The organism is Aquipuribacter sp. SD81 (genome assembly GCF_037153975.1).
Classification (GTDB): domain Bacteria; phylum Actinomycetota; class Actinomycetes; order Actinomycetales; family JBBAYJ01; genus Aquipuribacter.
Window position 1 is genome coordinate 1 of the sequence record NZ_JBBAYJ010000037.1, and the last position, 23,154, is coordinate 23,154.

Below are 23,154 nucleotides of genomic sequence, written 5' to 3' on the forward strand. Positions count from 1 at the left end.
CACAGCGCCGGCCGCGACGCGCGGGGGCCGCTCGGGCGCGACACCGGCCGGGCGCTCCGCCCGGCCCCCGCACCCGCACCGTCCGGGGCCGGGCGCACGGCGTCGAGGAAGCGCGAGGGGCGCCGCGACCCGCGCCCACCGGGCGTGCGGGCGCGCGCCCACGACAGGTGGACGGCCTCGCGCGCCCGGGTCACCCCGACGTACAGCAGCCGGCGCTCCTCCTCGACCTCCTCGGGGGTGGTCGCCATGGAGATGGGCACAAGCCCCTCCGCGAGGCCCGGGAGCAGGACGACGTCCCACTCCAGCCCCTTGGCCGAGTGCAGCGTGGCGAGGGTGACACCGTCGAGGGCGGGTGCGTGCTGCGCCGCCGCGCGGGCCTCGAGGTCGCGCACGAGGTCCGGCAGGCGGGCGCCGGGCGCCTCGGCGTGCAGCCGGCGGGCGTGGTCGACCACGGCCGCTAGGGACTCCCACCGGTCGCGGACCTGGCCGCGGCCCGCGGGCGGCTCGGGCGACCAGCCGGCCGTGGACAGGACGTCCTCGACCTGGCCGACGAGGCCCCCCGCGGCCTCGGGGACCTCGGCCTTCGCGGCGCCCCGCAGCAGGAGCAGCGCCTCGCGCACCTCCCGCCGCGCGAAGAAGCGCTCCCCGCCGCGCACGACGTACGGCACGCCCGCGTCCGCGAGGGCCTCCTCGAGCACCTCCAGCTGCCCGTTCGTGCGGACGAGGACCGCGACGCGGGCCGCGGTGACGCCGGCCGCCAGCGCCGCGCGCACCCGCGAGGCGACGCCCTCGGCCTCGGCGACGTCGTCATCGTGCTCGGTGAACGTGGGCGAGGTCGGCAGGCCGGCAGGTCGGGCGTCGTCGGTGTCCGGTCGCACCGCCCGCAGGGACGGCCCGGCCGCCGGGCCCGCGCCGCGGCCCAGCACCCCGTTGCCGAGCGCCACGACCGGGGGGCGGGAGCGGTAGTTGCGGACGAGGTGGACCGTCGTCGAGCCGGGGTGCGCGGCGGCGAAGCCGCCGAGCAGCGACGCGTCCGCGCCGGCGAAGGTGTAGATCGTCTGGTTCGGGTCGCCGACCACGCACACGTCGTCGCGGTCGCCGACCCACGCGTCGAGCAGGGCCTGCTGGGCGGCGGAGACGTCCTGGTACTCGTCGACGGTGAACCAGCGGTAGCGGGCGCGCACCTGGCGGGCGACGTCGTCGCGCTCGCGCAGCATGGCGACGGTCAGCAGGAGGACGTCCTCGAAGTCGACGACACCCCGGGCGGTCTTGGCGTCCTCGTAGGCCTCGAGCAGCCGGGCGACGACAGCCGCCTCCTGCCCCGCGACGTCGCCACGTCCGGCGCGCAGGGCCGCGGCCTCGTACGTCGCCGGGGTGAGGAGACCGACCTTGGCCCACTCCAGCTCCGCGGACAGGTCCCGCACCACGGCGCGGTCGGGCCGTAGCCCGAGCCGGGAGGCCGCCTCGGCGACGACCGCCGCCTTGTGCTCCAGCAGCGCGGGCGGCGGGCCGCCGACCACGGCGGGCCAGAAGTGCTGCAGCTGGCGCAGGGCGGAGGCGTGGAAGGTGCGGGCGGCCACGCGCGGGGTCCCCAGCGCACGCAGCCGCTCGCGCATCTCGCCGGCCGCGCGCGCGGTGAAGGTCACGGCCAGCACGTGCTCCTCGGCGGTCGCGCCCACCGCCACCGCGTGCGCCACCCGGTGCGTGATGGCGCGGGTCTTGCCGGTCCCGGCCCCCGCGACGACGCACACCGGCCCCCGCACGGCCTCCGCGACCGCGCGCTGCTCGTCGTCGAGCGGCGCGAGCAGCGCGGGGGCGTCGGCGGCGGTCAGCGGCACCTCGCGATCCTCCCAGCCCGCCGGCGCGGGCGGGACCCCGCCCGGACCTGTGGACCGTCGAGCGGGGGTGGGGAGGCAGGGTGAGGAGCGACAGCGGGGAACAGCGTGCGCGCGGTCGCGGTTGGTAGGGGACGGACCGCACCACCGACCTCGACCTGCGGGAGGACCGCCGTGACCACGCCTGCTCCGGGCACCGTGACGATGTACTCGACCACCTGGTGCGGCTACTGCCGCCGGCTCAAGTCGCAGATGGACCGCGAAGGCATCGCCTACACCGAGGTCGACATCGAGCAGCAGCCCGACGCGGCGGAGCTCGTCATGCGCGTGAACGACGGCAACCAGACGGTGCCGACGGTCGTGTTCCCCGACGGCTCGGCGGCCACGAACCCGTCGCTGGCCGAGGTGCGCGCCCGCCTCGCCGGCTGAGGGTCACCGACGTCCCTCCGGACCGGGGCCGCGCTCCGCCCGGGTCCGGGACCGGCGGCGCCGCTCGTCAGCGCCAGCTCCCGTCCTGGTGGAGCGGACCGCCGAGCCACCGCTCGACGAGCCGCCGCGCGACGCTGACGCGCGGCGGCACGGTCACCTCCCCCGCCGCGACCGCCTCGCGGAGGCCGTCACGGGTGAACCACCGGGTCTCGGTGATCTCCGCGCCGTCCGGGACCGCCTCGGTGTCGTCGGTCTCGGCGTGGAAGGCGAGCATGAGGGACGCCGGGAAGGGCCACGGCTGGCTGCCGAGGTACTCCGCGTGCCGCACCCGCACACCGGCCTCCTCCAGCACCTCGCGCTCCACGGCCTGCTCCAGCGACTCCCCCGGCTCCACGAAGCCCGCGAAGGCCGAGAAGCGGCCCTCCGGCCAGCGGCCCTGGTGACCGAGCAGGAGCCGGTCCTGCGGGTCGGTGACCGTCATGATGACGGCGGGGTCGTGGCGGGGGTGGTGCGTCGTGCCGTCGGCGACGCACACACGCTCGTGCCCGGACCCGACCGGCCGGGTCGGCGACCCGCACCGCCCGCACCGGCGGGACGTCGCGTGCCAGTGCTCGAGCGCGACGGCCTCGGTGAGCGCGCCGGCGTCGGTGTCGTCGAGCAGCGCACCGACCTCGCGGAGGCCGAGCCACGGGTCGGCGCCGTCCAGCAGGTCCCCCGGCGCGGCCCCGGCGTCCGGTCCCGGGCCGAGGTCCAGCGGGCCGCGGGCCGCGGCACCGAGCAGCCCGACGAGGGCGCCGGGCTCACGGGCGTCGCCGGCCGGGAAGCGGCCGAGGTGGACCGCGACGGCCTCGGTGCCGGGGTCCGTGCCGGCCGCCGCCAGGGCGGCAGGGCCGCCGAGGGCCGCCACGAGCGCGGCGGCGCGGGGACCGTGCAGCAGCGCGAGCCGGACGCCCGGCGGCTGCGACCCGTCGCCGTCCGGGGTCGCGGACCCGGCGGGGCCCACGGCGCCGCGGACCGCGGCGCGCCCGTCCGCCACGACGAGCAGGTGGGTCGTGGGGTCGGCGAGCAGCTCCGCGAGGAGACCGTCGCGGGACCGGTCGTCGCTCACCTTGTCGAGCCGGGACCGGGACAGCGACAGGTCGGCGAGGGCCACGCCTCCAGGGTAAGCAGCGGGGGTCCCTCTACCGTGGGCGCGTGCCAGGACCGTCCGGACGCCGCGCGCCCTCGACCCTGGCGGCGCTGCTCGTCGCCGCCATGCCCGGGACCCGGCCGGTCGCCGTCGGCGAGGCCCGCTCGGGGCGGGACGATGTCGACGCGGCCGTCGTCCACGACGACGAGGAGGGCGTCTGGCTCGTGCTCGCCCCCCGGACCCCGCCCGCCTCGACCCGTCTGGCGGCCGAGACCGAGGCCGTCCGGCTGCTCGCAGGGGTCCTGCCGTTCGACGTGCCACGCCCGCGGGCGGACGTCGAGCTCGGCGACGGCGTCCGCGCCGTCGTCTTCCCCGCCCCGCGCGGGCGCCCCATCGACCTCACCCGCCTCGCGGCGTCGCCGGCGGTGTGCCGTTCGGTCGGTCGTACCGTGGCCGCGCTGCACGACGTGACGACGGCCGTGGTCGAGCGCGCGGGCGTCCGGGTGCTCGACGCCGCGGAGGTGCGCCGCCGGCGCCTCGACGACCTCGACCAGGGCGCCTCGACGGGGAGGGTCCCGCCCGTGCTCCTGCAGCGGTGGGAGGAGGTCCTCGACGACACGACCCTGTGGGACTTCAGCCCGACGGTCGTGCACGGCGACCTCGTCGCCGAGCGGCTCGTCGTGACGGGCGAGGAGGTGACGGCGGTCCTGGACTGGGCCGACGTGCACGTCGGCGACCCCGCCCAGGACCTCGCGTGGCTCGCGGTGGGCGCCGAGCCCGAGACGGTCGACCTCGTCATGGAGTCCTACGGGGCCTCCCGGCACGGGCACGTGGACGAGGAGCTGCTGGCACGCGCGGTGCTGCACGGCGAGATGGCCCTCGTGCGCTGGCTCCTGCACGGTGTCCGCGCCGGCGACACCGCGGTGCAGGACGACGCGTGCAGCATGCTCGAGCAGCTCGCGGGCTGGGTGGAGGCCGAGGCCGAGGCCCGGCGCCTCGACCAGGAGCGCGCGACGACCGAGTCCGACGCCGACGCCGACGCCGACGCGGGTGACGCGGACGACCCGGACGACCCGGACGACCCGGACGACCCGGACGGCGCCAGCGACCCCGACGACGCGGACGACAACGGCGGCGACCCCGACGTCGCGAACGTCGCGAACGGCACCGACGGCGCCGACGACGCCGACGACCGCCTCGACGCGGATGACCCCGACGACGCGGATGTCGAGGCCGGCGCGCAGGACGAGACCGGCGCGCAGGACGAGACCGACGCGGCGGGTCCGGACGCGCAGACCACGACCCACGGAGCGACCACGGACGACGCGGAGGGCGGCGTGCCCGCCGTCGACGCCGGGGACGACCCTGCAGGCCGCTCCGGCACCGCCGACGCCACGGCGCGTGGGCAGTCCCGGGCGCCGGTCGACGAGCCGGCGCGCTCGCCTCAGCCGCCCGGCTGACCTCCCACACCCGAGGCGACGAGCAGGCGCGCGAGCCCGACCTCGTCGAGCAGGTCCGCCGGCCGGACGGTCGTCCCGGCCTCACCCCACCCGGCGTACCAGAAGGCGGCCCCGACCCGTTCCAGCGGCAGCCCGTGCACCCGGGCCGTCGCCAGCCGGTACACGGCGAGCTGGTGGGCCCGTCGTGCGGCGTCCTCGCCGCGGGGCGGCGAGCCCGTCTTCCAGTCGACGACCTCGAGGTCGAAGCGGGCGTCGCGGCTCCGGACGACGGCGTCGACCCGGCCGCGGAGCACGACCCGGCCGTGGGGCAGGTCGAGCGGGGTCGCGAAGGGCACCTCGACGCCGACGAGCTCCGCGTCGGCCCACTCGGAGCGCTCGAAGCGGGCGCGCAGCACCGCGAGGTCGCCGCCGCCGTCCTCGTCGGCGGCCCCCGGCACCTCGTCGGGTTCGAAGAGCCCCCGGCGCGGCCCGCCGCGGGCCTCGAGCCACTCGTGGAACCGACTCCCCCGGCGCGCCTGGGGCCGCGGGCGGGACGGCACGGGGCGGAGGACGTCGGCCAGGGCCGCGGCGGGGTCGCCGGCGAGGGCGACCACGTCGGAGGCGGACAGGTGCGCGGGCACCGCGGCCTCACCGCGGCGCGCCTCCCGCTCGGCGAGGACGACGTCCACGAGCGACGCCCAACCGCCTCTCGTGCCGTCCGCGCCCGCCGTGCCGTCCGCGCCCCCCGAGCCGTCCGCGCCCACGCCCCCCGAGCCGTCCGCGCCCACGCCCCCCGAGCCGTCCGCGTCTCCTGCCCCGTCGGCGTTCCCGGGAGCACCCGAGTCGAGCGCGTCCGCGCGGTGACGGACCAGCGCGGCAGCCTCGTGCAGCCGCGCCCGGAGCGCCGGCGGGTCCGGCGGCCACGCTGCCTCCTCCGCGGCCGGACCTGCCTCGCGCTCGGGGCGCTCCGCGTCACCGGCCCACGACGGCGACCCCCCGACGACCGCGCGCGCCTCCTCGAGGAACGGCGAGGCGGCACGAGGGCGCACGCCCGCGGCCCACCGGGCGCCGGTGAGCAGGAGCGAGCGCCGGGGCCGCGTGACGGCGACGTAGGCCAGGCGACGTTCCTCGTCCGCGGCGTGCCGACCGGCCTCGGCGCGGAACCCCTCGAGCCGCGCCCGCGCGTCCTGCTTGGACACCGCAGCCGCGGGCGACCACACGGGCAGGCTGTCCCGGTCCCCGCGGCACGGGTACGGCAGGGCACCGTCGTCGTGCAGCCACGCCCACGACGGTGTGCCGGTGGACCCCTTGGCCGGGAACCCGTTCTCGACGAGGTCGACGACCGCGACGTCGTCCCACTCCAGACCCTTCGCCGAGTGCACGGTGAGGACCTGCACGGCGGTCGGGTCCGGGACGACGTCGACGGCGTCCAGGCCCCGCTCCTCCGCCCGGGCGGCGTCGAGCCACGCGAGGAAGCGCACGACGTCGGAGGACCCGTCGACGTCGGCGTAGGCGGCGGCCTCGGCGACGAGGCGGTCGAGCACGCGCCGCGCCTGGCGCGGGTCCGTGGCGGAGACCTCGACCTCGACGTCCAGCGCCGAGGCGTGCACCGCCGTCAGCACGACGTCGACCGCCGGGCGGTGCGCGACCTGCCGCACGCGCGCCAGGACGCCCCGCAGCTGCTGCAGCCGCTCGCGGGCGACGTCGGACAGCCGCGCACCCGACGGCGGGACCCAGCCGGGCGGCGGGAGGAGCTCGACGGCGTCGACGAGCCCCGCGGAGTCGCGGTCGTCGCCGGCGAGCTCGCGGGCCCGGTCGCGCAGCGCCCGGAGGTCACCGGCGGCGAGCCCCCAGCGGGGCCCGGTGAGGAGCCGCACGAGGGCGTCACCGCGGCTCGGGTCGACGGCGGCCGCGACGAGGCTCACGAGGTCGACGACCTCGGGCTCGTCGAGCAGCCCGCCGAGCCCGTGCACGACGACGGGCACGCCCGCCGCCCGCAGCGCGTCCTCGACCCGGCCCATCTGCGAGCGGCGCCGGCACAGCACGGCCTGGGTGGGCGTGCGGTCGGCGACCGGGGCGAGCCGTCGCGCGGCGAGCCACGCGGCGACCTCCGTCGCCTCCTCGGCGTCGTCGACGGCGAGCACGACGCGCACGTGCCCCGGCACCGCACCCGGGGCAGGCCGCAGCACCCCCACCGTCACCTCGTCCCCGGCGACACCGTCCTGCAGCGGCTCGGCGAGCCGGTTGGCGACGTCGAGCACCAGGCCCGGGTTGCGCCAGCTCGTGGACAGCCGGTGCACCGCGGGGCGCGAGCCGTCCGGGCTCGTGAAGCGGTCGAGGAACCGGCCGAGCGTGCCGGTGCTGGCCCCTCGCCAGCCGAAGATGGACTGGTGCGGGTCACCGACGGCCGTCACCGGGTGCGCCTGCCCGAACAGCGCGGACAGCAGGTCGGTCTGCACCGACGAGGTGTCCTGGTACTCGTCGAGCAGCACGACGCGGTGCTCCGCCCGGGCGCGGGCCGCGACGTCCGGCGCGCGGGCGACGCGGGCGGCCAGCAGCACCTGGTCGCCGTGGTCGAGCACGCCCCGCTCGCGCTTGTGCTCCGCCCACGCCTCGAGCAGCGGCACGAGGTCGAGGCGTCGCTCGAGGGAGGCGAGGACCGCGCGCTCGTGGGCGTTGCCGAGCCAGCCCTGCCCGGCGTGGTCGCGGAGCGCGTCGACGTGGCGCTGCAGCGACTCCGCGAGCTCGGCCGGGCGGACCCCGTGCTCCGCGCACTGCCCGGACAGCTGGAGCAGGGCGGCCGTGACCTGGGCCGGGCTCTTGTCCGGGCCCAGCTCGTGGGGCCATCCCGTCACGAGCCGGTGTGCGGCCTGCCAGCAGGCGGCCTCGCCGACGAGCCGGGCGTCGGCGAGGCCGAGCTGTGCGGCGTGCTCGCCGACGAGGTCGGCGGCGAAGGAGTGGTACGTGCGGGCCGTCGGCCGCTCCACCATGACCGGTCCGGCGCCGTCGCCCGCCCACGCGTCGAGCCGCTCGACGTAGCGCGTGACCCGCTCGGCGAGCTCACCCGCCGCCTTGCGCGTGAACGTGAGCCCGAGGACCTCCTCGGCCCGCACCTGTCCGGTGCCGACGAGCCAGGCGACGCGCAGGCTCATCGTCTCGGTCTTGCCGGAGCCGGCCCCGGCGACGACGAGGGCGCTCTGCAGGGGCGCCGTCACGACGGCGCGCTGCTCCTCACCGGGTGAGTAGCCGAGCCCGAGCGCGTCGCGCAGGTCTTCGACGTCGCGCAGCTCCCGACGGCGCAGCAGCGCAGGTGCCTCAGCCACGGCGGTCCTCCCCCTCGTCGTCGGGCCGCGGCCGGGGCTCGGCCAGCGGCACCGGCGGCGGCACGCGGCGCCCCTGCGGCGAGGCCGGGCAGCTCGCCGCCGCGGCGCACCGGCGACAGCGCTGGTCCTCCGGACGGGCCGGGTAGCGGCCGGCCGCCATGCCGACCGCGACGTCGTCCAGGCGGCCGAGCGCCTCGGTCCGGCGCTGCTCGTCGAGGGCCGCCTGCCGTCGCTCGGTCGCCGCGGCCGTGCCGGTGCCGACGTACAGGAGCAGGGCACCGCCCGGCTCGCCGAACGTGCCCTCGGCCTGCAGCGCGAGCTGGTACAGCTCCAGCTGCGGGTCCGCGGCCGCCTCGGCCTTCGTCGCCGCGGTGGAGCCGGTCTTGAGGTCGACGACCCGGACCGTGCCGTCGGGCAGTCGCTCGACCCGGTCCGCCGTCCCCCGGACGCGCACCCGGCCGGCCCGCGGCAGGTCGAGGGCGGCGTCGACGGCCTGCTCGGCGGCCAGCACCCGGACGCCCGCCTGCTGCTGCTCCGCCACCCATTGCGACAGCCGCTCGAGCATCGCCCGGGCCCGCGCCCGCTCGCGCTCCGACACCCAGCCCCGCAGCTCGAGGTCGTCCCAGCCCGCGTCGACGACCCGCTGCATGGCCCCGAGGTCGCCGTCCGGGACCTGCTCCAGCGCGCTGTGCAGCAGGGTCCCGAGGCCCTGCGCCGTCTCGCTCGCACGTCTCGCGCCCACGCCGTCGAGGTACCACTGCAGCGGGCAGCCGAGGAAGCGTCCGACGCTGGAGGGCGACACGACGACGCCGGACCCACCGTCGGCGGGCGGGTCGACGGGCGCGCCGCCGTCGGGCGCGTCGTCGCCGGGCGGGCCGTCGCCGGTCGTCGCGGCGGGGTGGGCCGCGTGCCCCGGGTCGTGCAGCCACGACCACTGCGAGGGGTCCGCGCCCCGCACGCCGGCTCGGGCGAGACGGGCCAGGGACGTCGCGACCTCGCTCCGCTCGTCGGGCGGCGCGTCGTCGGCGAGCAGCCGGCGCCGCAGCCGGGCGACCAGGGCGGCTGCGGACACGGCCTCCGGGACCTCGTGCGCACCGCGGGCGGGCGCGGGGAGCACGGGGACCGCCGTGTCGCGCGCGGGCGCGGACCCGGCCCCCCGCACGGTCGACGCGTCCGGCGGGCAGGCACGGCGGACGAGCTCGACGAGGTCGCTCGGCCGGGCGGCCGCGTCGTCGACCGCCGTCACGACCAGCTCCCGTGCCGCGCGCGACACCGCCACGTGGAACAGGCGCAGCTCGTCGTGCAGGACCGCGCGACGGGCCTCCCGGCGCAGCTCGGGGTGCACCGCCGTGCCGCCGGGGGCGACGGGGCCCTCGCCGCGCAGCGCGGGCACGAGCTCGGGCAGGCCCAGCAGCGACCCCCGCACGCGCGGGTCGGGCCAGGCGCCGTCCTGCACGCCGGCCACCACGACGAGGTCCCAGCGCAGCCCCACGGCGCCGGCGGGCGTCGTGACGGTCACCGCGTCGACGCGCTCGGCCCCGCCCAGCCGGTCGTCACCGACCCCGCGGGACCGGACGTGCGCGGCGAGGTCGGCGAGGCGCCCGGTCGGGTGGCGCTCCGCCCAGGCGCCGGCGACGTCGAAGAGCGCGACGACGGCGTCGAGGTCGGCGTCGGCCCGGTCGGCGCCGCTGCCGCCGGACAGCGCGAGCCGCCGCCACGGGACCGCCACGCCCCAGGCGTCCCACACCCCCCACAGGCAGTGCTCCACCCCCGCCGCAGCACCCCTCGCCCCAGCCCGGAGGACCTCGACGAGCCGGGTGAGGGGCGCGGCCGCCGCGGGCGGCAGGCCCAGCGGGGCGGCGCGCCCGTGGGCACCGTCGGCCGGGGCGGCCACGACGACCCGCAGCTCGTCGCACAGCGCCTGCAGCGCCTCGTCGGTGCCGACCGCCCGGCCGGCCCGCGCCGCCAGCCGACCCCGCGCCAGCCGCACCAGCCGGCGCCAGCGGACGGGGTCCGCCCCGCCCACCGGGCCGACGGCCAGCCGCTCGAGGCGCTCGGGGTCGAGCAGCTCGGGCCGGGCGGCGGTCTCGGCCGCCTCCAGGAGCAGCGAGACGGCGGGCTCGTCGCGCAGCGGTGTCCGCACGCCCGGCACGTGGACCGGGACGTCCGCGACGGCCAGCGCCCGGCGCAGTCGCGCCGCGGCGGCGCCGCTGCGCACGAGGACCGCCATGTCGGACCAGGCCAGCGGGTCGGTGGCGCGCTGGCGCGCGCCGCGCAGGTGGGCCGCGACCACGTGGGCCTCGTCGGCCTCGTCCAGGCACACCTCCACGAGCACCCGGCCGCGGTCGGCGCCGGGAACCGCCGCCGTGTCGCCACCGGCACCGCCACCACCGGTGCGGGCACCGCCCCCGCCCCCTCCCCTGCCGGTGCCGGGGACGGGCGGGACCGGCAGGTCGTGGAGCTCGGCGACGACGGCGCGGCTGACGGCCGCGGGGAGCGGCGCGGCGCCCAGCACGTCCCGGAGCTCGTGCCGGGTCACGACCGCGCCCGGCGCCGACAGCCAGCGCCCGGCGTCGTCCAGCGCGGCCGGCACCGCCCCGCGGAACGCCTGGGTGGCCCGGTCCGGGTCGCCGACGACGCAGGCGTCCGCCGACAGGGCCACGACCTCGCGGACGAGCGACCAGCCCGCGGGCGTGAGGTCCTGCGCGTCGTCGACGCCGAGGTGGGCGACGTGCCCGCGCAGCCACGCGGCCGTGCCCGTCGCCCGCTCGGCGAGCAGCTCGGCGGCCTCGGCCACGGTGCCCGCCGGGTCGAGGCCGCCGTCACCGCGCAGCCCCGCCACCTGCTGCACCTCGGCGAGCAGCCGGGCGACCGCGGCCCACTCCGGGCGCCGGTGCCGACGGGCCAGCCGCAGCAGCCCGGCCGGGTCCTCGCCGTGCTCGACCACCCGGGCGGCCAGCTCGCGCACCTCGTCACGGAAGGCCCTCGACCGCCGCAGCCCTGCGTGGACGCGCTCGGGCCAGCGCGGTCCCGGCACGCGGGGGAACCCGTCGGACGCGACGGGGGCGCCGTCGTCGTCCGTCCCGTCCCCGTCCCCCGGCTGGGAGCCGTCCGGCTCGTGACCCTCGAGCAGCTCGGCGAGCACCTCGTCGAGCTCCGACGCCGTGACGAGGCGCGGCACCGGGGCGCCGGTGGCGAGCGCGTGCTCGCGCAGGAGCGACCAGGCCAGCGACTGCGGGGTCCGGGCCGGTGGACTGCTCACCGTCCCCGGGAGCAGCGCCTCCAGCGCGTCGCGCGCCCGCCCGGCCGCGCGCCGGCTCGGCACGAGCACGAGCGGCTGGGGCCCGGAGGCGCCGGCCCGCCCGAGCGCCCACGCCAGCAGCGCGGTCGTGCACCCCGTCGCGGCGGCGCCCACCACGAGCTGTCGGCCCGGGGTGGTGACCACCGCCGCCTGCGCCGGGGTGAGCGTCACCGCTCCCAGCCGGACGCGCCCGACGCCGTCGCTCACCGCCCCACCCACTCCGGCAGCCGGAGCTCGGCGAGCGCCGCGTCGACGTCGACGCGCTCCTCACCCACCCGCCCGCGCAGGGGCGTGCCCTCCTCCGACCAGCGCCGCCGCGCCTCCTCCGGATGTGCCCCGGGCCTGCCGTCGACCGGGCACACGCGCCACCACGGCACCGCGGCGCCGTACCGCGACAGGACGGCACCCACCGCCCGGGGCCCGCCGCCCCGCAGCCCCGCCCCGGCGAGCAGCGCCGCCACCCGGCCGTACGTGGTGACCTTCCCGGCCGGCACGGCGTCGACCACGTCGAGCACCGCCTCGGCGAAGTCCGGCAGGGTCCCCTCGTCCACGCCGCACAGCATGCCGGGGGCCGCGGACACAAGCGGCACCCGCGTCCGGGGCACCCGGGGGTTGTCCCCCGCACGGACCGGCCCGGTCACCGCACTGACCCGGGGACCGCGCGGCTCCTACGGTTCCGGTGTGAGCACGAGCGGCGCGACGGGCACGGACGGCGACGGCACGGCAGCGGCCGTCGGTGCGCCGAGGCGGCACCGGGCGGCGGAGACCTGGCTGCGGGGCTGGCCCGCCGTCGTCCACCTCGTCCTCGACCTGCTGCTCGCCTTCGTCTTCCTGTCCCTCGTGCTGAGCGCGGTCAGCGCCGCGCTGCTCACCGCGACCCTCGTGGGGCTGCCCCTGCTCGCCCTGTGCCTGCTCGTCGCCTTCGCGGCCACGGGCGCCGAGCGCTGGCGCATCGCGGTGTTCCTCGGCACGTGGGTGCCGCCCATGCCGCGCCGCCCCGCGCACCTCCCCGCGTGGCGGCGGGTGCTGCTGGACCCCCGGCCCTGGCGCTCCCTGCTGCACCTCACGCTCGTGTCGGTGTGGGGCCTGACCGGCGGCCTCGTCGTGACGGCCCTGCTGGTCGGGGGGCTGCTCGGCGTCGCCGTGCCGTTCCTGCCGGACGGCTCGGTCGTGTGGGGCGAGGAGGCCCTGCGGCAGGCGCTCGTGTGGCCCGTGGGCGTCGGGGGGCTGCTCGTGCTGCTCGTCCTGCCCTACGTCGCGTGGGCGTTCGGCCGGGTGGACGTCGCCATCGCCAGGCTCGCGGTGTCCAGCGACCCCGAGGCGGAGGTGGCGGCGCTCAGCGCCCGCGTCGACACCCTCACCGAGACCCGCGAGCGCGCCGTCGACTCCGTCGAGGCCGAGCGCCGCCGCATCGAGCGGGACCTGCACGACGGTCCCCAGCAGCGCCTCGTCGCCCTCGCCATGGACCTCGGCATGGCCCGCCGCCGGGTCGCCACCGAGTCCGGCAGCCCGGAGCTCGTCGAGCTGCTCGACCGCGCCCACGCCTCGGCGAAGGAGGCCGTCGCCGACCTGCGCCGCGTCGCGCGGGGCATCCACCCGCCCGTCCTCACCGACCGCGGCCTCGACGCGGCGCTGTCGGCGCTCGCGGCCCGCTCCCCCGTGCCGGTCTCCGTGCACGTCGCCCCAGGGCCCCGGCCGCCGGCGCGCCTGGAGGCGATCGCGTACTTCTCCGTCTCGGAGGCCCTGACGAACGTCGCGAAGCACTCCGGTGCCGCGAGCGCCCGGGTGGACGTCGACCTGCAGGAGCTCGGAGGACGGCCGTGGCTCGTCGCCACGGTCACCGACGACGGGCGCGGCGGCGCCGACCCCACGCGCGGCAGCGGCCTCATCGGCCTGCGCGACCGGGTCGGCGCGGTCGACGGCGACGTCCTCGTGTCGTCCCCGCCCGGCGGCCCGACCGTCCTGTCGGTCCGGCTCCCCCTGCCCCCGCCCGGCCCCGCCGCCGGCGCGGCCGCGGTACCCGTCCGGCCGGGCGTGCCCGTCGCGCCCGGCACCCCCCCGACCGACGTCCCGACCGGAGGCCGACCGTGACCACCACCCCACCCGAGGGACCACAGGTCCCGCGCACCCGCGTCGTGCTCGCGGAGGACAGCGTGCTGCTGCGGGAGGGTCTCGTCCGGGTGCTCGAGAGCAGCGGCTTCGAGGTCGTCGCCGCCGCCGGGGACGCCGAGGGCTTCCTCGCCGCCGTGTCCGCCGAGCGGCCGGACATGGTGCTCACCGACGTCCGGATGCCGCCGACGTTCACCGACGAGGGGGTCCGCGCCGCGCTGGTGGTCCGCGAGCAGTTCCCGGACGTCGCCGTCATGGTGCTGAGCCAGTACGTGGAGGAGAACTACGCCTCGGAGCTCCTCGCGGGCCGGGCGAAGGGCGTCGGCTACCTGCTCAAGGACCGGGTCGCCGACGTCGGCGACTTCGTCGAGGCCATGCAGCGCGTCGCCGGCGGCGGCACGGCGCTGGACCCCGAGGTGGTCGCGCAGCTGTTCGCGCGCGCCCGGCGCGCCGACCCGCTGTCGACCCTGACCCCCCGCGAGCACGACGTGCTGCAGCTCATGGCCGAGGGCCGGTCCAACTCCGGCATCGCCGCCGCGCTGTTCGTCACCGAGGGCGCGGTGGAGAAGCACGTGTCGAACCTCTTCACCAAGCTCGACCTCGCCCCGACCGGTGACGACCACCGGCGTGTGCTGGCGGTCCTGCGCTACCTCGACCACGCCGAGCGGGAGGACCAGCCGTGAGCGGAGCAGCCGGACCGGCCGTCGTGGACCCGCGCCCGGGCCCGGCCGCGGGCCCGCCCACCGGACCGCCCTCGGGTCGGCCGCCCGCGGGGCGCCCGCCCGTGCCGTGGTGGGCCGCGGTGCTCGCGGTGCTGGGCGTCCTGGTCGTCGTCGCGCTCGTCGCCGGGGTGGTCGGGGCCGCGGTCCTGGCCAGCGGGACCCGCACCGTGCGCGGGCCCGTCGAGGCGACGGGCGTGCGGCAGGTGGTCGTGCAGGGCGCCACGGGCGGGGTGCGGGTCCGGACCGACGGCGCGGCCCCCGGTGCCGTCACCGGCACGAGCTCCCTCACGACGTCGTGGGCGGACGGGACCGTCTCCGCGACGCAGGACGGCGGCGTGCTCACCCTCACCGTCGAGTGCCCCTCGCAGGCCTGGCCGCGCCGCTGCGACGTCGGGTACGACCTGCTCGTCGACCCCGACGTCGACCTCGACGTCGACCTGGCCGCGGGCGGTCTCGAGGCGGAGGGGGTCGCCGGCGACGTGACGGCGAGCGTCGGGGCCGGCGGGGTGTCCCTGCGGCGCGCGACGTCGCAGACCGTGGACGTCGCGGTCTCCACGGGCGGGGCGAGCCTCGACTTCGCCGCGCCGCCGCGCAGCGTCACCGCGTCGTCGTCGGTCGGCGGGCTCGTGGTGACGCTGCCGGACGACGGGACCGCCTACGACGTCACGTCGCGGGTGTCCGTCGGCGAGGCGCAGGTCGGCGTCACCGACACGCCCGGCGCCGACCGGGTGCTCGACCTGACGGCGAGCGTCGGCGGGGTGGACGTGCAGTACGCGGGCGCACGGCAGGAGCGGCAGGCGCGGCACCAGGCTCCGTAGGCCGGACCGTCGGCGGGTCCGGCCGCCGACGGGTCCGGCGGTCAGTACGTCGGCTTGTGCGGCTCCACCTGGTCGACCCACGCGAGCACGCCGCCGCCCACGTGGACGGCGTCGGCGAAGCCGGCGCCCTTGACCACGGCGAGCGCCTCGGCCGACCGCGTGCCCGCCTTGCAGTGCAGGACGACCTGCCGGTCGCCGGGCAGCCGCTCGAGCGCCGCACCGGACAGGAACTCGCCCTTGGGGATGAGGACGGAGCCGGGGATCTCGACGATGTCGCGCTCGTCGGGCTCGCGGACGTCGACGAGGACGAAGTCGCGCTCACCGCGCTCGCGCTCCTCGAGCATCTGCTTGAGGTCGAGCACGGAGATCGTCGAGCCGGCGACGGCGTCGGAGGCCTCCTGGCTGACGGTGCCGCAGAAGGCCTCGTAGTCGATGAGCCCGGTGACGGGCTCGCCGGCCGGGTCCTTGCGCACCCGCACCTCGCGCCAGCTCATCTCGAGGGCGTCGAAGACGAGCAGGCGCCCGAGCAGCGGGTCGCCGATGCCGGTGAGGAGCTTGACCGCCTCGTTGACCATGACGGAGCCGATGGAGGCGCACAGCACGCCGAGCACGCCGCCCTCGGCGCAGCTCGGCACCATGCCGGGCGGCGGCGGCTCCGGGTACAGGTCGCGGTACTGCACGCCCTCGCGCTGCTGCCCGTCGGGGCCGGCCGGCGGGTCGGCCCAGAACACGCTCACCTGGCCCTCGAAGCGGTAGATCGAGCCCCACACGTACGGCATCCCGAGCAGCACGCACGCGTCGTTCACGAGGTAGCGGGTGGCGAAGTTGTCCGTGCCGTCGACGACGAGGTCGTAGTCGCGGAACACGTCGAGGACGTTGGAGGAGTCCAGCCGCGTCTCGTGCAGGCGCACGTCGACGTAGGGGTTGACCTCGAGGACCGAGTCGCGCGCGGACTGCGCCTTCGGCCGGCCGACGTCGGAGGTCCCGTGGATGACCTGCCGCTGCAGGTTGGACTCGTCGACGACGTCGAACTCGACGATCCCGAGCGTGCCGACGCCCGCGGCCGCGAGGTACAGCAGAGCGGGGCTGCCGAGGCCGCCGGCGCCGACGACGAGGACGCGGGCGTTCTTCAGCCGCTTCTGCCCCACCATGCCGACGTCGGGGATGATGATGTGCCGGCTGAAGCGGCGCACCTCCTCCACCGACAGCTCGGCGGCGGGCTCGACCAGCGGGGGCAGGCTCACGGGTCTCTCCTCGGGGAGGGGCAGCGGGGTCGTGCCCGTCAACCGGCCGGACGGGCCGGCTGTTCCCGGTGCACGTCCGCCGTCGGAGGCGGTGCGCGCCGGTAGCCTCCCCGCCATGACGAGCGCAGCCGCCGCCGAGCCGCCGGTCACCGGCGACGCCGCCCGCGGCACGCGCCTGTCGCGCCCCGCCCGCCGTCGCCAGCTCCTCGGCGCGGCGCAGGAGGTCTTCGTGGCCAACGGCTACCACTCGACCGCCATGGACGAGATCGCCGAGCGCGCCGGGGTGTCCAAGCCCGTCCTGTACCAGCACTTCCCCGGCAAGCTCGAGCTCTACCTCGCCGTCCTCGACGGGCTGGTCGACTCCCTCGTCGCGGCCGTGCGGGACGCCCTCGAGGCCACGCACGACAACAAGCAGCGGGTCGCGGGCGTGACGGCGGCGTTCTTCGAGTTCGTCGACCGCGACGGCGAGGCGTTCCGGCTCGTCTTCGAGTCCGACCTCACGAGCGAGCCGCTCGTGCAGGAGCGGGTCGCGCGCATGACCGCGGCGTGCGCGGCGCCGATCAGCGCCGTCATCGCCGAGGACACCGGGCTGCCGGCGGGCGAGGCGCGGATGCTCGGCATCGCGCTCGTCGGGCAGGCGCAGGTGACGGCCCGCTGGTGGCTGAGCAAGGGCCGCCCGATCCCGCGCGAGGACGCCGCCCGCCTCGTCTCGTCGCTGTCGTGGCGCGGCGTGCGCGGCTTCCCGAAGTCCGGCGGCTGACCGCCGCCGGCACCGCCCGGCGCCCGGTCTACGCTGGCCCGGCGGGCGAGCGTCCGCACCCCCACGCTCAGGAGGTCCTGGTGCAGGTCAAGATCGGCGTGCAGAACGCGCCCCGCGAGATCGTCCTGGAGACGGAGCAGTCCCCGGAGGACATCGCGAAGAAGGTCGGCGCCGCGATCGAGGCCGGCGGCGTCCTCGAGCTCGTCGACGACCGCGGCCGGCGGGTCATCGTCGCCACCAGCGCGCTCGCCTACGTCGAGACCGGGCCCACCGAGGTCCGCAGCGTCGGGTTCGGCACCGTCGGGGGCTGAGCCCCGGCGGCGCCCCGCCGCACGGACGTCAGGGCGCGAGGCCGAGGACCTTCATGCGCGCGCCGTGCCGCTCCATGATCCGGCCGAACATGTGCCCGATCTGCGCGAGGTCGGCCCCGGGTGCGTGCTCGGTGCCGACCAGCAGGCCCGCGAGCCCGTCCCGGTCCACGGCGACGCGCTGGGCCTGGCTCAGCGCCTCGCCCACGAGCCGGCGCGCCCACAGCGCGAGCCGCCCGGCGATGCGCGGGTCCCGGTCGACCGCCTGCCGCACCGCGCGCGCGACGACGGCCGTGTGCCCCTCGTCGGCGAGCACCTGCTCGACGAGGTCGCGGGTGCCGGTGTCGACGAAGGCCGCGACCTCCCGGTAGAAGTCCATCGCGATGCCGTCGCCGACGTAGGCCTTGACGAGCCCCTCCAGCCAGTCGTTCGGCGCGGTCCGGTCGTGGAAGGCGTCGACCGGGGCGACGAAGGGGGCCATCGCGTCCTGCGGGTCGCCGCCGAGCGCCTCGATGCGCTCCGCGAGGGCCTCGTAGTGGCGCAGCTCGGTGGCCGCCACCTGCGCGAGGGCGATCTTCTCGGCGAGGCTCGGCGCGAGCTCCGCGTCGCCGGCGAGACGGCTGAAGGCCGTCAGCTCGCCGTAGGCGAGGGCGCCCAGCAGGTCGACGACGGCACCCCCGGCGGCCGCCTCGGGGCGGGGGCCTGCGGTGTCGTCGGGCTGCATGGCGGCACCCTAGCCCCGGCGCCCGGCTACGATCGTGGCCATAGTGACTGACTTGACGACTTCCGACACCGGCCCCGCAGGCGCGACCGAGACCCTCGAGACGACCGCCGCGAAGGTGCCGACCCCCCAGACGTTCGCCGACTTCGGCGTGCAGCCCGAGATCTGCGAGGCCCTCGCGGGCGCCGGGATCACGCACCCGTTCCCGATCCAGGCGATGACGCTGCCGGTCGCGCTCGGCGGTGCCGACATCATCGGGCAGGCGAAGACCGGCACGGGCAAGACGCTCGGGTTCGGCGTCCCGCTCGTGCAGCGCGTCGTCGGCCCCGGCGAGCCCGGCTTCGACGACCTCGCCGTCCCCGGCGCCCCGCAGGCGCTCGTGGTGGCGCCGACGCGCGAGCTCGCGCTGCAGGTCGCGCAGGACCTCACGACGGCCGCGAGCAGGCGGCCGGTCCGCGTGACGGTCATCTTCGGCGGCCGGGCGTACGAGCCGCAGATCGAGGCGCTGCGCCGCGGCGTCGAGATCGTCGTGGGCACGCCCGGTCGGCTCATCGACCTCGCGAACCAGGGGCACCTCGACCTCGGCAACGCCCGCCACGTCGTGCTCGACGAGGCCGACGAGATGCTCGACCTCGGCTTCCTGCCGGACGTGGAGCGCATCCTGTCCCGCACGCCCGCTGGCCGGCAGACCATGCTGTTCAGCGCGACGATGCCGTCGGCCGTCGTGTCGCTCGCGCGGCAGTACATGACGCAGCCGACGCACATCCGGGCCCACGACCCGGACGACGACGGCGCGACGGTCAAGCTCGTCACGCAGTTCGCCTACCGCACCCACCCGATGGACCGCATCGAGTGCCTCGCGCGCCTGCTGCAGGCCGAGGGTCGCGGGCTCACGATCGTGTTCACCCGCACCCGCCGCAACGCCTCGAAGGTCGCCGACGACCTCGTGACGCGCGGGTTCGCGGCCGCCGCGATCCACGGCGACCTCGGCCAGGGCGCCCGTGAGCAGGCGCTGCGCGCCTTCCGCAACGGCAAGGTCGACGTGCTCATCGCCACGGACGTGGCCGCGCGCGGCATCGACGTGACCGACGTGACCCACGTCGTGAACTACGAGTGCCCGGACGACGCGCGCACGTACGTGCACCGCATCGGCCGGACGGGGCGCGCCGGCAAGGGCGGCACGGCCGTCACCTTCGTGGAGTGGGCGGACACCGTCCGCTGGCAGGTCATCGCCCGCGAGATCGGCATCCCCGCCGACGAGCCCGTCGAGACCTACTCCACGTCGCCGCACCTGTACACGGACCTCGGCATCCCCGAGGGCACGAAGGGCCGGCTGCCCCGCGCGGCGCGCACCCGGGCGGGCCTGGACGCCGAGGAGTACGAGGACGTCGAGGGCCCCGCGAAGGCCGGCCGCGGCCGCTCGCGCGGTGGCCGTGACGGCGGTCGCGAGGGTGGCCGTGACGGTGGTCGCGAGGGTGGTCGTGACGGCGGCCGCGAGGGTGGCCGCGGGCGTGACGGCGGTCGCGGGCGTCGCTCCGGCGGCGGTCCGTCCGAGCCGTCCGCCGCGTCCGACGAGGGCGTCGAGGTGCCGCGCACGCCGCGGCGACGGCGTCGTGGCTCCTCGGAGACCGTCGTCGTGGACGGCGGCGGCGCCGCCTCCGGCGACGGCACCGGCTCCGCGGAGGGCGGCTCCGGCGGGACGCGTCGGCGCCGACGCCGCCGCGGGTCGGGCCAGGGCGCCGCGAGCGGGAGCAGCGGGTCCCCCGTCACCACGGGCTGAGGCCCGGGGGCGCACCTCAGCGACCGGCGAGCAGCTCCGCCGCGAGCTCCCGGTAGGCGGCGGCCGCCGCCGAGCGTGGGCTGGTCGTGAGCACGCTGCGCCCGCGCGTCGGCGCCTCGGCGACGCGCACCGACCGCGGGACGGCACGCAGCACCGGCAGGCCGTAGCGACCCTCCAGGTCGGCGACCACCTCCCGGGCGTGCGAGGTGCGGAGGTCGACCATCGTCGGCAGGAGCCCGACCACCCTGAGCCCCGGGTTGAGGATGCGGCGCACGTCCTCGACCGTGTCGAGCAGCTGCCCGACCGCACGGTGGCTCAGCATCTCCGCCGCCAGGGGCACGAGGACCTCGTCGGCGGCCGCGAGGGCGTTGAGGGTGAGCACGCCGAGGCTCGGCGAGCAGTCGAGCACGACGTCGTCGTAGTCGTCGGCCACCGAGGCCAGGGCGGTCCGCAGCGCGAGGTCGCGGCCGGGTCGCACCATGAGCGCGGCGTCGGCCCCCGCGAGGTCGATGGTCGCGGGCACGAGGTCGACACCCTCCGCGGTGCGGACCACCGAGTCGGCGAGCGGCCGACCGAGCAGGACGTCGTGGCTGCTGGTCGTCACCTCCTCCGCGTCGACACCGAGCGCGAAGGTGAGGCACGCCTGCGCGTCGAGGTCGACGAGCAGCACCCGTCGCCCGGCCTGGGCGAACGCGGTCGCGAGCGCCGCGGCGGTCGTCGTCTTCGCGACGCCGCCCTTCTGGTTCGCGACGGCGAGCACACGGGGCACGCCTGCATCCAATCACCGACCGGCCGGCACCCGGGACGGCCGCACCCGGCGACGTGCCGCCGCCCGACAGGCGTCCCGGCCGTCCGGTAGGTGAGGATGTCCCGGTGCCGACCCGTCCTGGTGCCCCCGCCGCGGTGGTCGACCTCCGCGACCGCGCGCCCGCCGGCCGCGACGGGGACGCGGCGGAGCGGCCCGACCCGGGGCTGTTCGGGCCGGACAGCGTGTCGTGGCGCGTGCACGGCGACCCGCTCATGGGAGTCGGCGGCCTGCGCGCGCTGCTCCTGCAGTCGCTGCACCCGGTGGTGGCCGAGGGCTTCGACGCGCACTCCCGGTACCGGCAGGAGCCGTGGCCGAGGCTGCTGCGCACCGCCGACTTCGTCGCGCTGACGACCTTCGGCTCCGTCGAGCAGGTGCACCGGGCCGCGGCCCACGTCCGCCGCGCCCACGACCGGCCCGCGCGCGCCCGTGACGACGGCACCCCGCGCCGCCTCGACGACCCCGAGCTGCTGCTGTGGGTGCACTGCTGCCTCGTCGACTCGATGCTCCACGTCGTGCGGCGCGGCGGGCTCGACCTCGACGACCGCGAGGCCGACGCCTACGTCGCGGAGCAGGTGCGGGCGGCGGCCCTCCTCGGGGTGCCCCCCTCCCTCGTCCCGACGTGCACGGCCGACCTCACCGACTACCTCGCCGGGGTCCGTGACGGGCTGCGCCTCAGCGACGCGGCGCGCGAGGCCGTCGCGGTCGTGCTCGCGCCCCCGCTGCACCCGGTCGTCGAGCTCGCGACCCCGGCGCGCGCCGGGTGGGCGTCGATCGCGGGGCTCGCGTTCGCGACCCTGCCCGACTGGGCGCGCCGGCTGTTCCCGCTGCCGCTGCGCACCGGCGCCGCGGTCGTCCCCGAGGCCGCGGTGTCGTCGTCGCTGCGTGCGCTGCGCCTGACCGGCCGCGGGGTCGGGGCCCTCGTGCCCGCCCTGCGCCGCAGCCCGCACGAGCGCGCGGCCAGGCGCCGGCTCGGCCTCGACGCCCCCGTGCCTCAGGAGGCGTAGGCCGCTCGCGGCAGCAGCCGCGCCACCACCTCGTCGGGGGTCGTGTTCTCGCCGATCCGGTTCTGCTTGCCGGCCCCGTGGTAGTCGCTCGCGCCCGTCGTGAGGAGGCCGAGCTCCCCGGCGGCGGCCCGCAGCCGGGCCCGGGCGGCCGCGTCGTGGTCGCGGTGGTCGACCTCGAGCCCGACCAGGCCCGCGGCGACGAGCGCCTCGAGCGTCGTCCGGTCGAGCACGTCGGCCGCCGACCGCGAGCCCGGGTGCGCGACGACGGGCGCGCCGCCCGCCGCGACGACGTCACGCACCGTCTGCTCGAGGTCGGGGGCGCGGTAGGCCACGTAGTACGGGCCGTCCTCGGCGAGCAGCTCCTCGAAGGCCTCGTCGCGGCTCGCGACGGCGCCCGCGGCGACGAGCGCGTCGGCCACGTGCGGCCGCCCCGGCGTCACGCCGTCGGGCACGCGCGCCAGGACGTCCTCGTAGCGCAGGTCCGGGACGGCCCGCCGCACCCCGTCGACGATGCGGCGCAGCCGGTCGCGGCGGCTCGCCACGGTCCCCGCCAGGACGGCGGCGAGGTGCGGGTCGCCCGCGACGTCGCCGTAGGCGAGCAGGTGCACCGAGCGCCCCTGGTGGCTCGTCGACACCTCGACGCCCGGCACGAGCACGACCCCCAGCCGGCGGGCCTCGGCGACGGCCTCCGCGAGCCCGGCACCGGTGTCGTGGTCGGTGAGGGCGAGACCGGTGAGCCCCGCCCGCGCGGCCGCCGCCACGACCGCCGCCGGCGACGTCGTCCCGTCGCTGGCGGTGGAGTGGGTGTGCAGGTCGTACGGCACGAGCGGACATGCTAGGCGCGGGCCGCCGCGCCCGCCCGGACAGCAGTAGCGTCGGGGCGGTGACGACGCCGTCCGCCGACCGACCGCGCGACCTGCCTCCGCCGCCGGCGCTCCCCGCGTCCGGCCTGCGCGGCGCCGCCGGGTTCCTGCCCGGACCGGCCGGGGTGCGGGTCGGGCACGCGGACGCCCGCGGCGACGGCTGGCTGACCGGCACGACGGTCGTGCTGCCGCCGCCCGGCACCGTCGGCTCCGTGGTCGTCGGCGGCGGCGGCCCCGGCACGCGGGAGACCGACGCGCTGGCGCCGGGCACGCTCGTGAGCACCGTGGACGCCGTCGTGCTGTCCGGCGGCAGCGCGTTCGGGCTCGCCGCCGCCGACGGGGTCCTCGCGTGGTGCGAGGCGGACGGCCGCGGCTTCGACGTGCTCACACCGGTCGGGTCGGCCCGGGTGCCCGTCGTGCCCGCCGCGATCCTGTTCGACCTCGGGCGCGGCGGCGACCCGCGCTGCCGGCCCGACGCCCGCTTCGGCTGGGCCGCGGCGGACGCGGCCGGCGCGCTGCCCGACCACGCCGGTGGGCCGCCGCCCGGAAGTCGGAGGCCAA

General features: G+C 78.1%; 19 protein-coding genes. 10 read left to right on the forward strand and 9 right to left on the reverse strand.

Annotation, left to right across the window (positions count from 1 at the left end):
- Positions 1–1,838 (reverse strand): ATP-dependent helicase (locus WAA21_RS16710; RefSeq protein WP_336923981.1); only part of this gene is annotated, 1,838 nt, incomplete at its 3' end.
- Positions 1,839–2,039: 201 nt separating this feature from the next.
- Between WAA21_RS16710 and WAA21_RS16715 the strand changes: the two genes are divergently transcribed.
- On the forward strand, positions 2,040–2,264 hold the full coding sequence (locus WAA21_RS16715) for a mycoredoxin (RefSeq protein WP_336923997.1): 225 nt from the start codon (positions 2,040–2,042) through the stop codon (positions 2,262–2,264).
- A gap of 67 nt (positions 2,265–2,331) precedes the next feature.
- Here the strand turns inward: WAA21_RS16715 and nudC are convergent, their stop codons facing one another.
- The gene (gene nudC / locus WAA21_RS16720; RefSeq protein ID WP_336923982.1) at positions 2,332–3,417 is read right to left on the reverse strand and encodes an NAD(+) diphosphatase; all 1,086 of its coding nucleotides are present in this window, start codon (positions 3,415–3,417) and stop codon (positions 2,332–2,334) included.
- Between the two features lie 41 nt (positions 3,418–3,458).
- Between nudC and WAA21_RS16725 the strand changes: the two genes are divergently transcribed.
- The gene (locus WAA21_RS16725) at positions 3,459–4,853 is read left to right on the forward strand and encodes a phosphotransferase (protein ID WP_336923983.1); all 1,395 of its coding nucleotides are present in this window, start codon (positions 3,459–3,461) and stop codon (positions 4,851–4,853) included.
- Here WAA21_RS16725 and WAA21_RS16730 read toward each other — a convergent pair.
- From WAA21_RS16730 to WAA21_RS16740, 3 genes are read right to left on the reverse strand one after another with little or no spacing between them, the layout of a single operon-like run.
- Positions 4,838–8,155 carry an ATP-dependent helicase gene (locus tag WAA21_RS16730; protein WP_336923984.1) on the reverse strand — a complete coding sequence of 1,106 codons (3,318 nt, stop codon included), beginning with the start codon at positions 8,153–8,155 and terminating at the stop codon, positions 4,838–4,840. The genes WAA21_RS16725 and WAA21_RS16730 overlap by 16 nt on opposite strands.
- The gene (locus WAA21_RS16735) at positions 8,148–11,663 is read right to left on the reverse strand and encodes a PD-(D/E)XK nuclease family protein (protein WP_336923985.1); all 3,516 of its coding nucleotides are present in this window, start codon (positions 11,661–11,663) and stop codon (positions 8,148–8,150) included. The genes WAA21_RS16730 and WAA21_RS16735 overlap by 8 nt, the downstream gene beginning before the upstream one ends.
- Positions 11,660–12,007 (reverse strand): MGMT family protein, encoded by a 348-nt coding sequence (locus tag WAA21_RS16740; protein WP_336923986.1) that lies wholly within the window; start codon positions 12,005–12,007, stop codon positions 11,660–11,662. The genes WAA21_RS16735 and WAA21_RS16740 overlap by 4 nt, the downstream gene beginning before the upstream one ends.
- A gap of 130 nt (positions 12,008–12,137) precedes the next feature.
- On the opposite strand from WAA21_RS16740, the gene WAA21_RS16745 reads away from it, so the two are divergent.
- From WAA21_RS16745 to WAA21_RS16755, 3 genes are read left to right on the forward strand one after another with little or no spacing between them, the layout of a single operon-like run.
- Positions 12,138–13,547, forward strand: coding sequence for a sensor histidine kinase (locus tag WAA21_RS16745; RefSeq protein ID WP_336923987.1), 1,410 nt, complete (start codon positions 12,138–12,140; stop codon positions 13,545–13,547).
- The gene (locus WAA21_RS16750) at positions 13,544–14,248 is read left to right on the forward strand and encodes a response regulator transcription factor (protein ID WP_336923988.1); all 705 of its coding nucleotides are present in this window, start codon (positions 13,544–13,546) and stop codon (positions 14,246–14,248) included. The genes WAA21_RS16745 and WAA21_RS16750 overlap by 4 nt, the downstream gene beginning before the upstream one ends.
- Positions 14,245–15,105 carry a hypothetical protein gene (locus WAA21_RS16755; RefSeq protein ID WP_336923989.1) on the forward strand — a complete coding sequence of 287 codons (861 nt, stop codon included), beginning with the start codon at positions 14,245–14,247 and terminating at the stop codon, positions 15,103–15,105. Before WAA21_RS16750 ends, WAA21_RS16755 begins: the two co-directional genes overlap by 4 nt.
- Positions 15,106–15,146: 41 nt before the next feature.
- On the opposite strand, the gene moeZ is transcribed toward WAA21_RS16755, so the two are convergent.
- Complete coding sequence (gene moeZ / locus WAA21_RS16760) at positions 15,147–16,349, reverse strand: adenylyltransferase/sulfurtransferase MoeZ (protein WP_336923990.1); 1,203 nt, start codon at positions 16,347–16,349, stop codon at positions 15,147–15,149.
- Positions 16,350–16,464: 115 nt separating this feature from the next.
- Here moeZ and WAA21_RS16765 point away from each other — a divergent pair, with 115 nt between their 5' ends.
- Positions 16,465–17,109 carry a TetR/AcrR family transcriptional regulator gene (locus WAA21_RS16765; RefSeq protein WP_336923991.1) on the forward strand — a complete coding sequence of 215 codons (645 nt, stop codon included), beginning with the start codon at positions 16,465–16,467 and terminating at the stop codon, positions 17,107–17,109.
- An 80-nt stretch (positions 17,110–17,189) separates the two neighbouring features.
- A complete protein-coding gene (locus WAA21_RS16770; protein WP_336923992.1) occupies positions 17,190–17,420 on the forward strand; it encodes a DUF3107 domain-containing protein in 231 nt (76 codons plus the stop codon).
- 28 nt (positions 17,421–17,448) lie between these two features.
- On the opposite strand, the gene WAA21_RS16775 is transcribed toward WAA21_RS16770, so the two are convergent.
- Positions 17,449–18,141 (reverse strand): ferritin-like fold-containing protein, encoded by a 693-nt coding sequence (locus tag WAA21_RS16775; RefSeq protein ID WP_336923993.1) that lies wholly within the window; start codon positions 18,139–18,141, stop codon positions 17,449–17,451.
- Between the two features lie 43 nt (positions 18,142–18,184).
- Here WAA21_RS16775 and WAA21_RS16780 point away from each other — a divergent pair, with 43 nt between their 5' ends.
- On the forward strand, positions 18,185–19,918 hold the full coding sequence (locus WAA21_RS16780) for a DEAD/DEAH box helicase (protein WP_442893304.1): 1,734 nt from the start codon (positions 18,185–18,187) through the stop codon (positions 19,916–19,918).
- A gap of 16 nt (positions 19,919–19,934) precedes the next feature.
- Here WAA21_RS16780 and WAA21_RS16785 read toward each other — a convergent pair whose 3' ends face one another.
- On the reverse strand, positions 19,935–20,687 hold the full coding sequence (locus WAA21_RS16785) for a ParA family protein (protein WP_336923994.1): 753 nt from the start codon (positions 20,685–20,687) through the stop codon (positions 19,935–19,937).
- A 104-nt stretch (positions 20,688–20,791) separates the two neighbouring features.
- On the opposite strand from WAA21_RS16785, the gene WAA21_RS16790 reads away from it, so the two are divergent.
- Positions 20,792–21,730 (forward strand): oxygenase MpaB family protein, encoded by a 939-nt coding sequence (locus tag WAA21_RS16790; RefSeq protein ID WP_336923995.1) that lies wholly within the window; start codon positions 20,792–20,794, stop codon positions 21,728–21,730.
- Here the strand turns inward: WAA21_RS16790 and WAA21_RS16795 are convergent.
- Positions 21,718–22,554 carry a PHP domain-containing protein gene (locus WAA21_RS16795; protein ID WP_336923996.1) on the reverse strand — a complete coding sequence of 279 codons (837 nt, stop codon included), beginning with the start codon at positions 22,552–22,554 and terminating at the stop codon, positions 21,718–21,720. The genes WAA21_RS16790 and WAA21_RS16795 overlap by 13 nt on opposite strands.
- Positions 22,555–22,679: 125 nt before the next feature.
- Between WAA21_RS16795 and WAA21_RS16800 the strand changes: the two genes are divergently transcribed.
- Positions 22,680–23,154: P1 family peptidase (locus WAA21_RS16800; protein WP_442893305.1), on the forward strand; the 475-nt coding region annotated here is incomplete at its 3' end.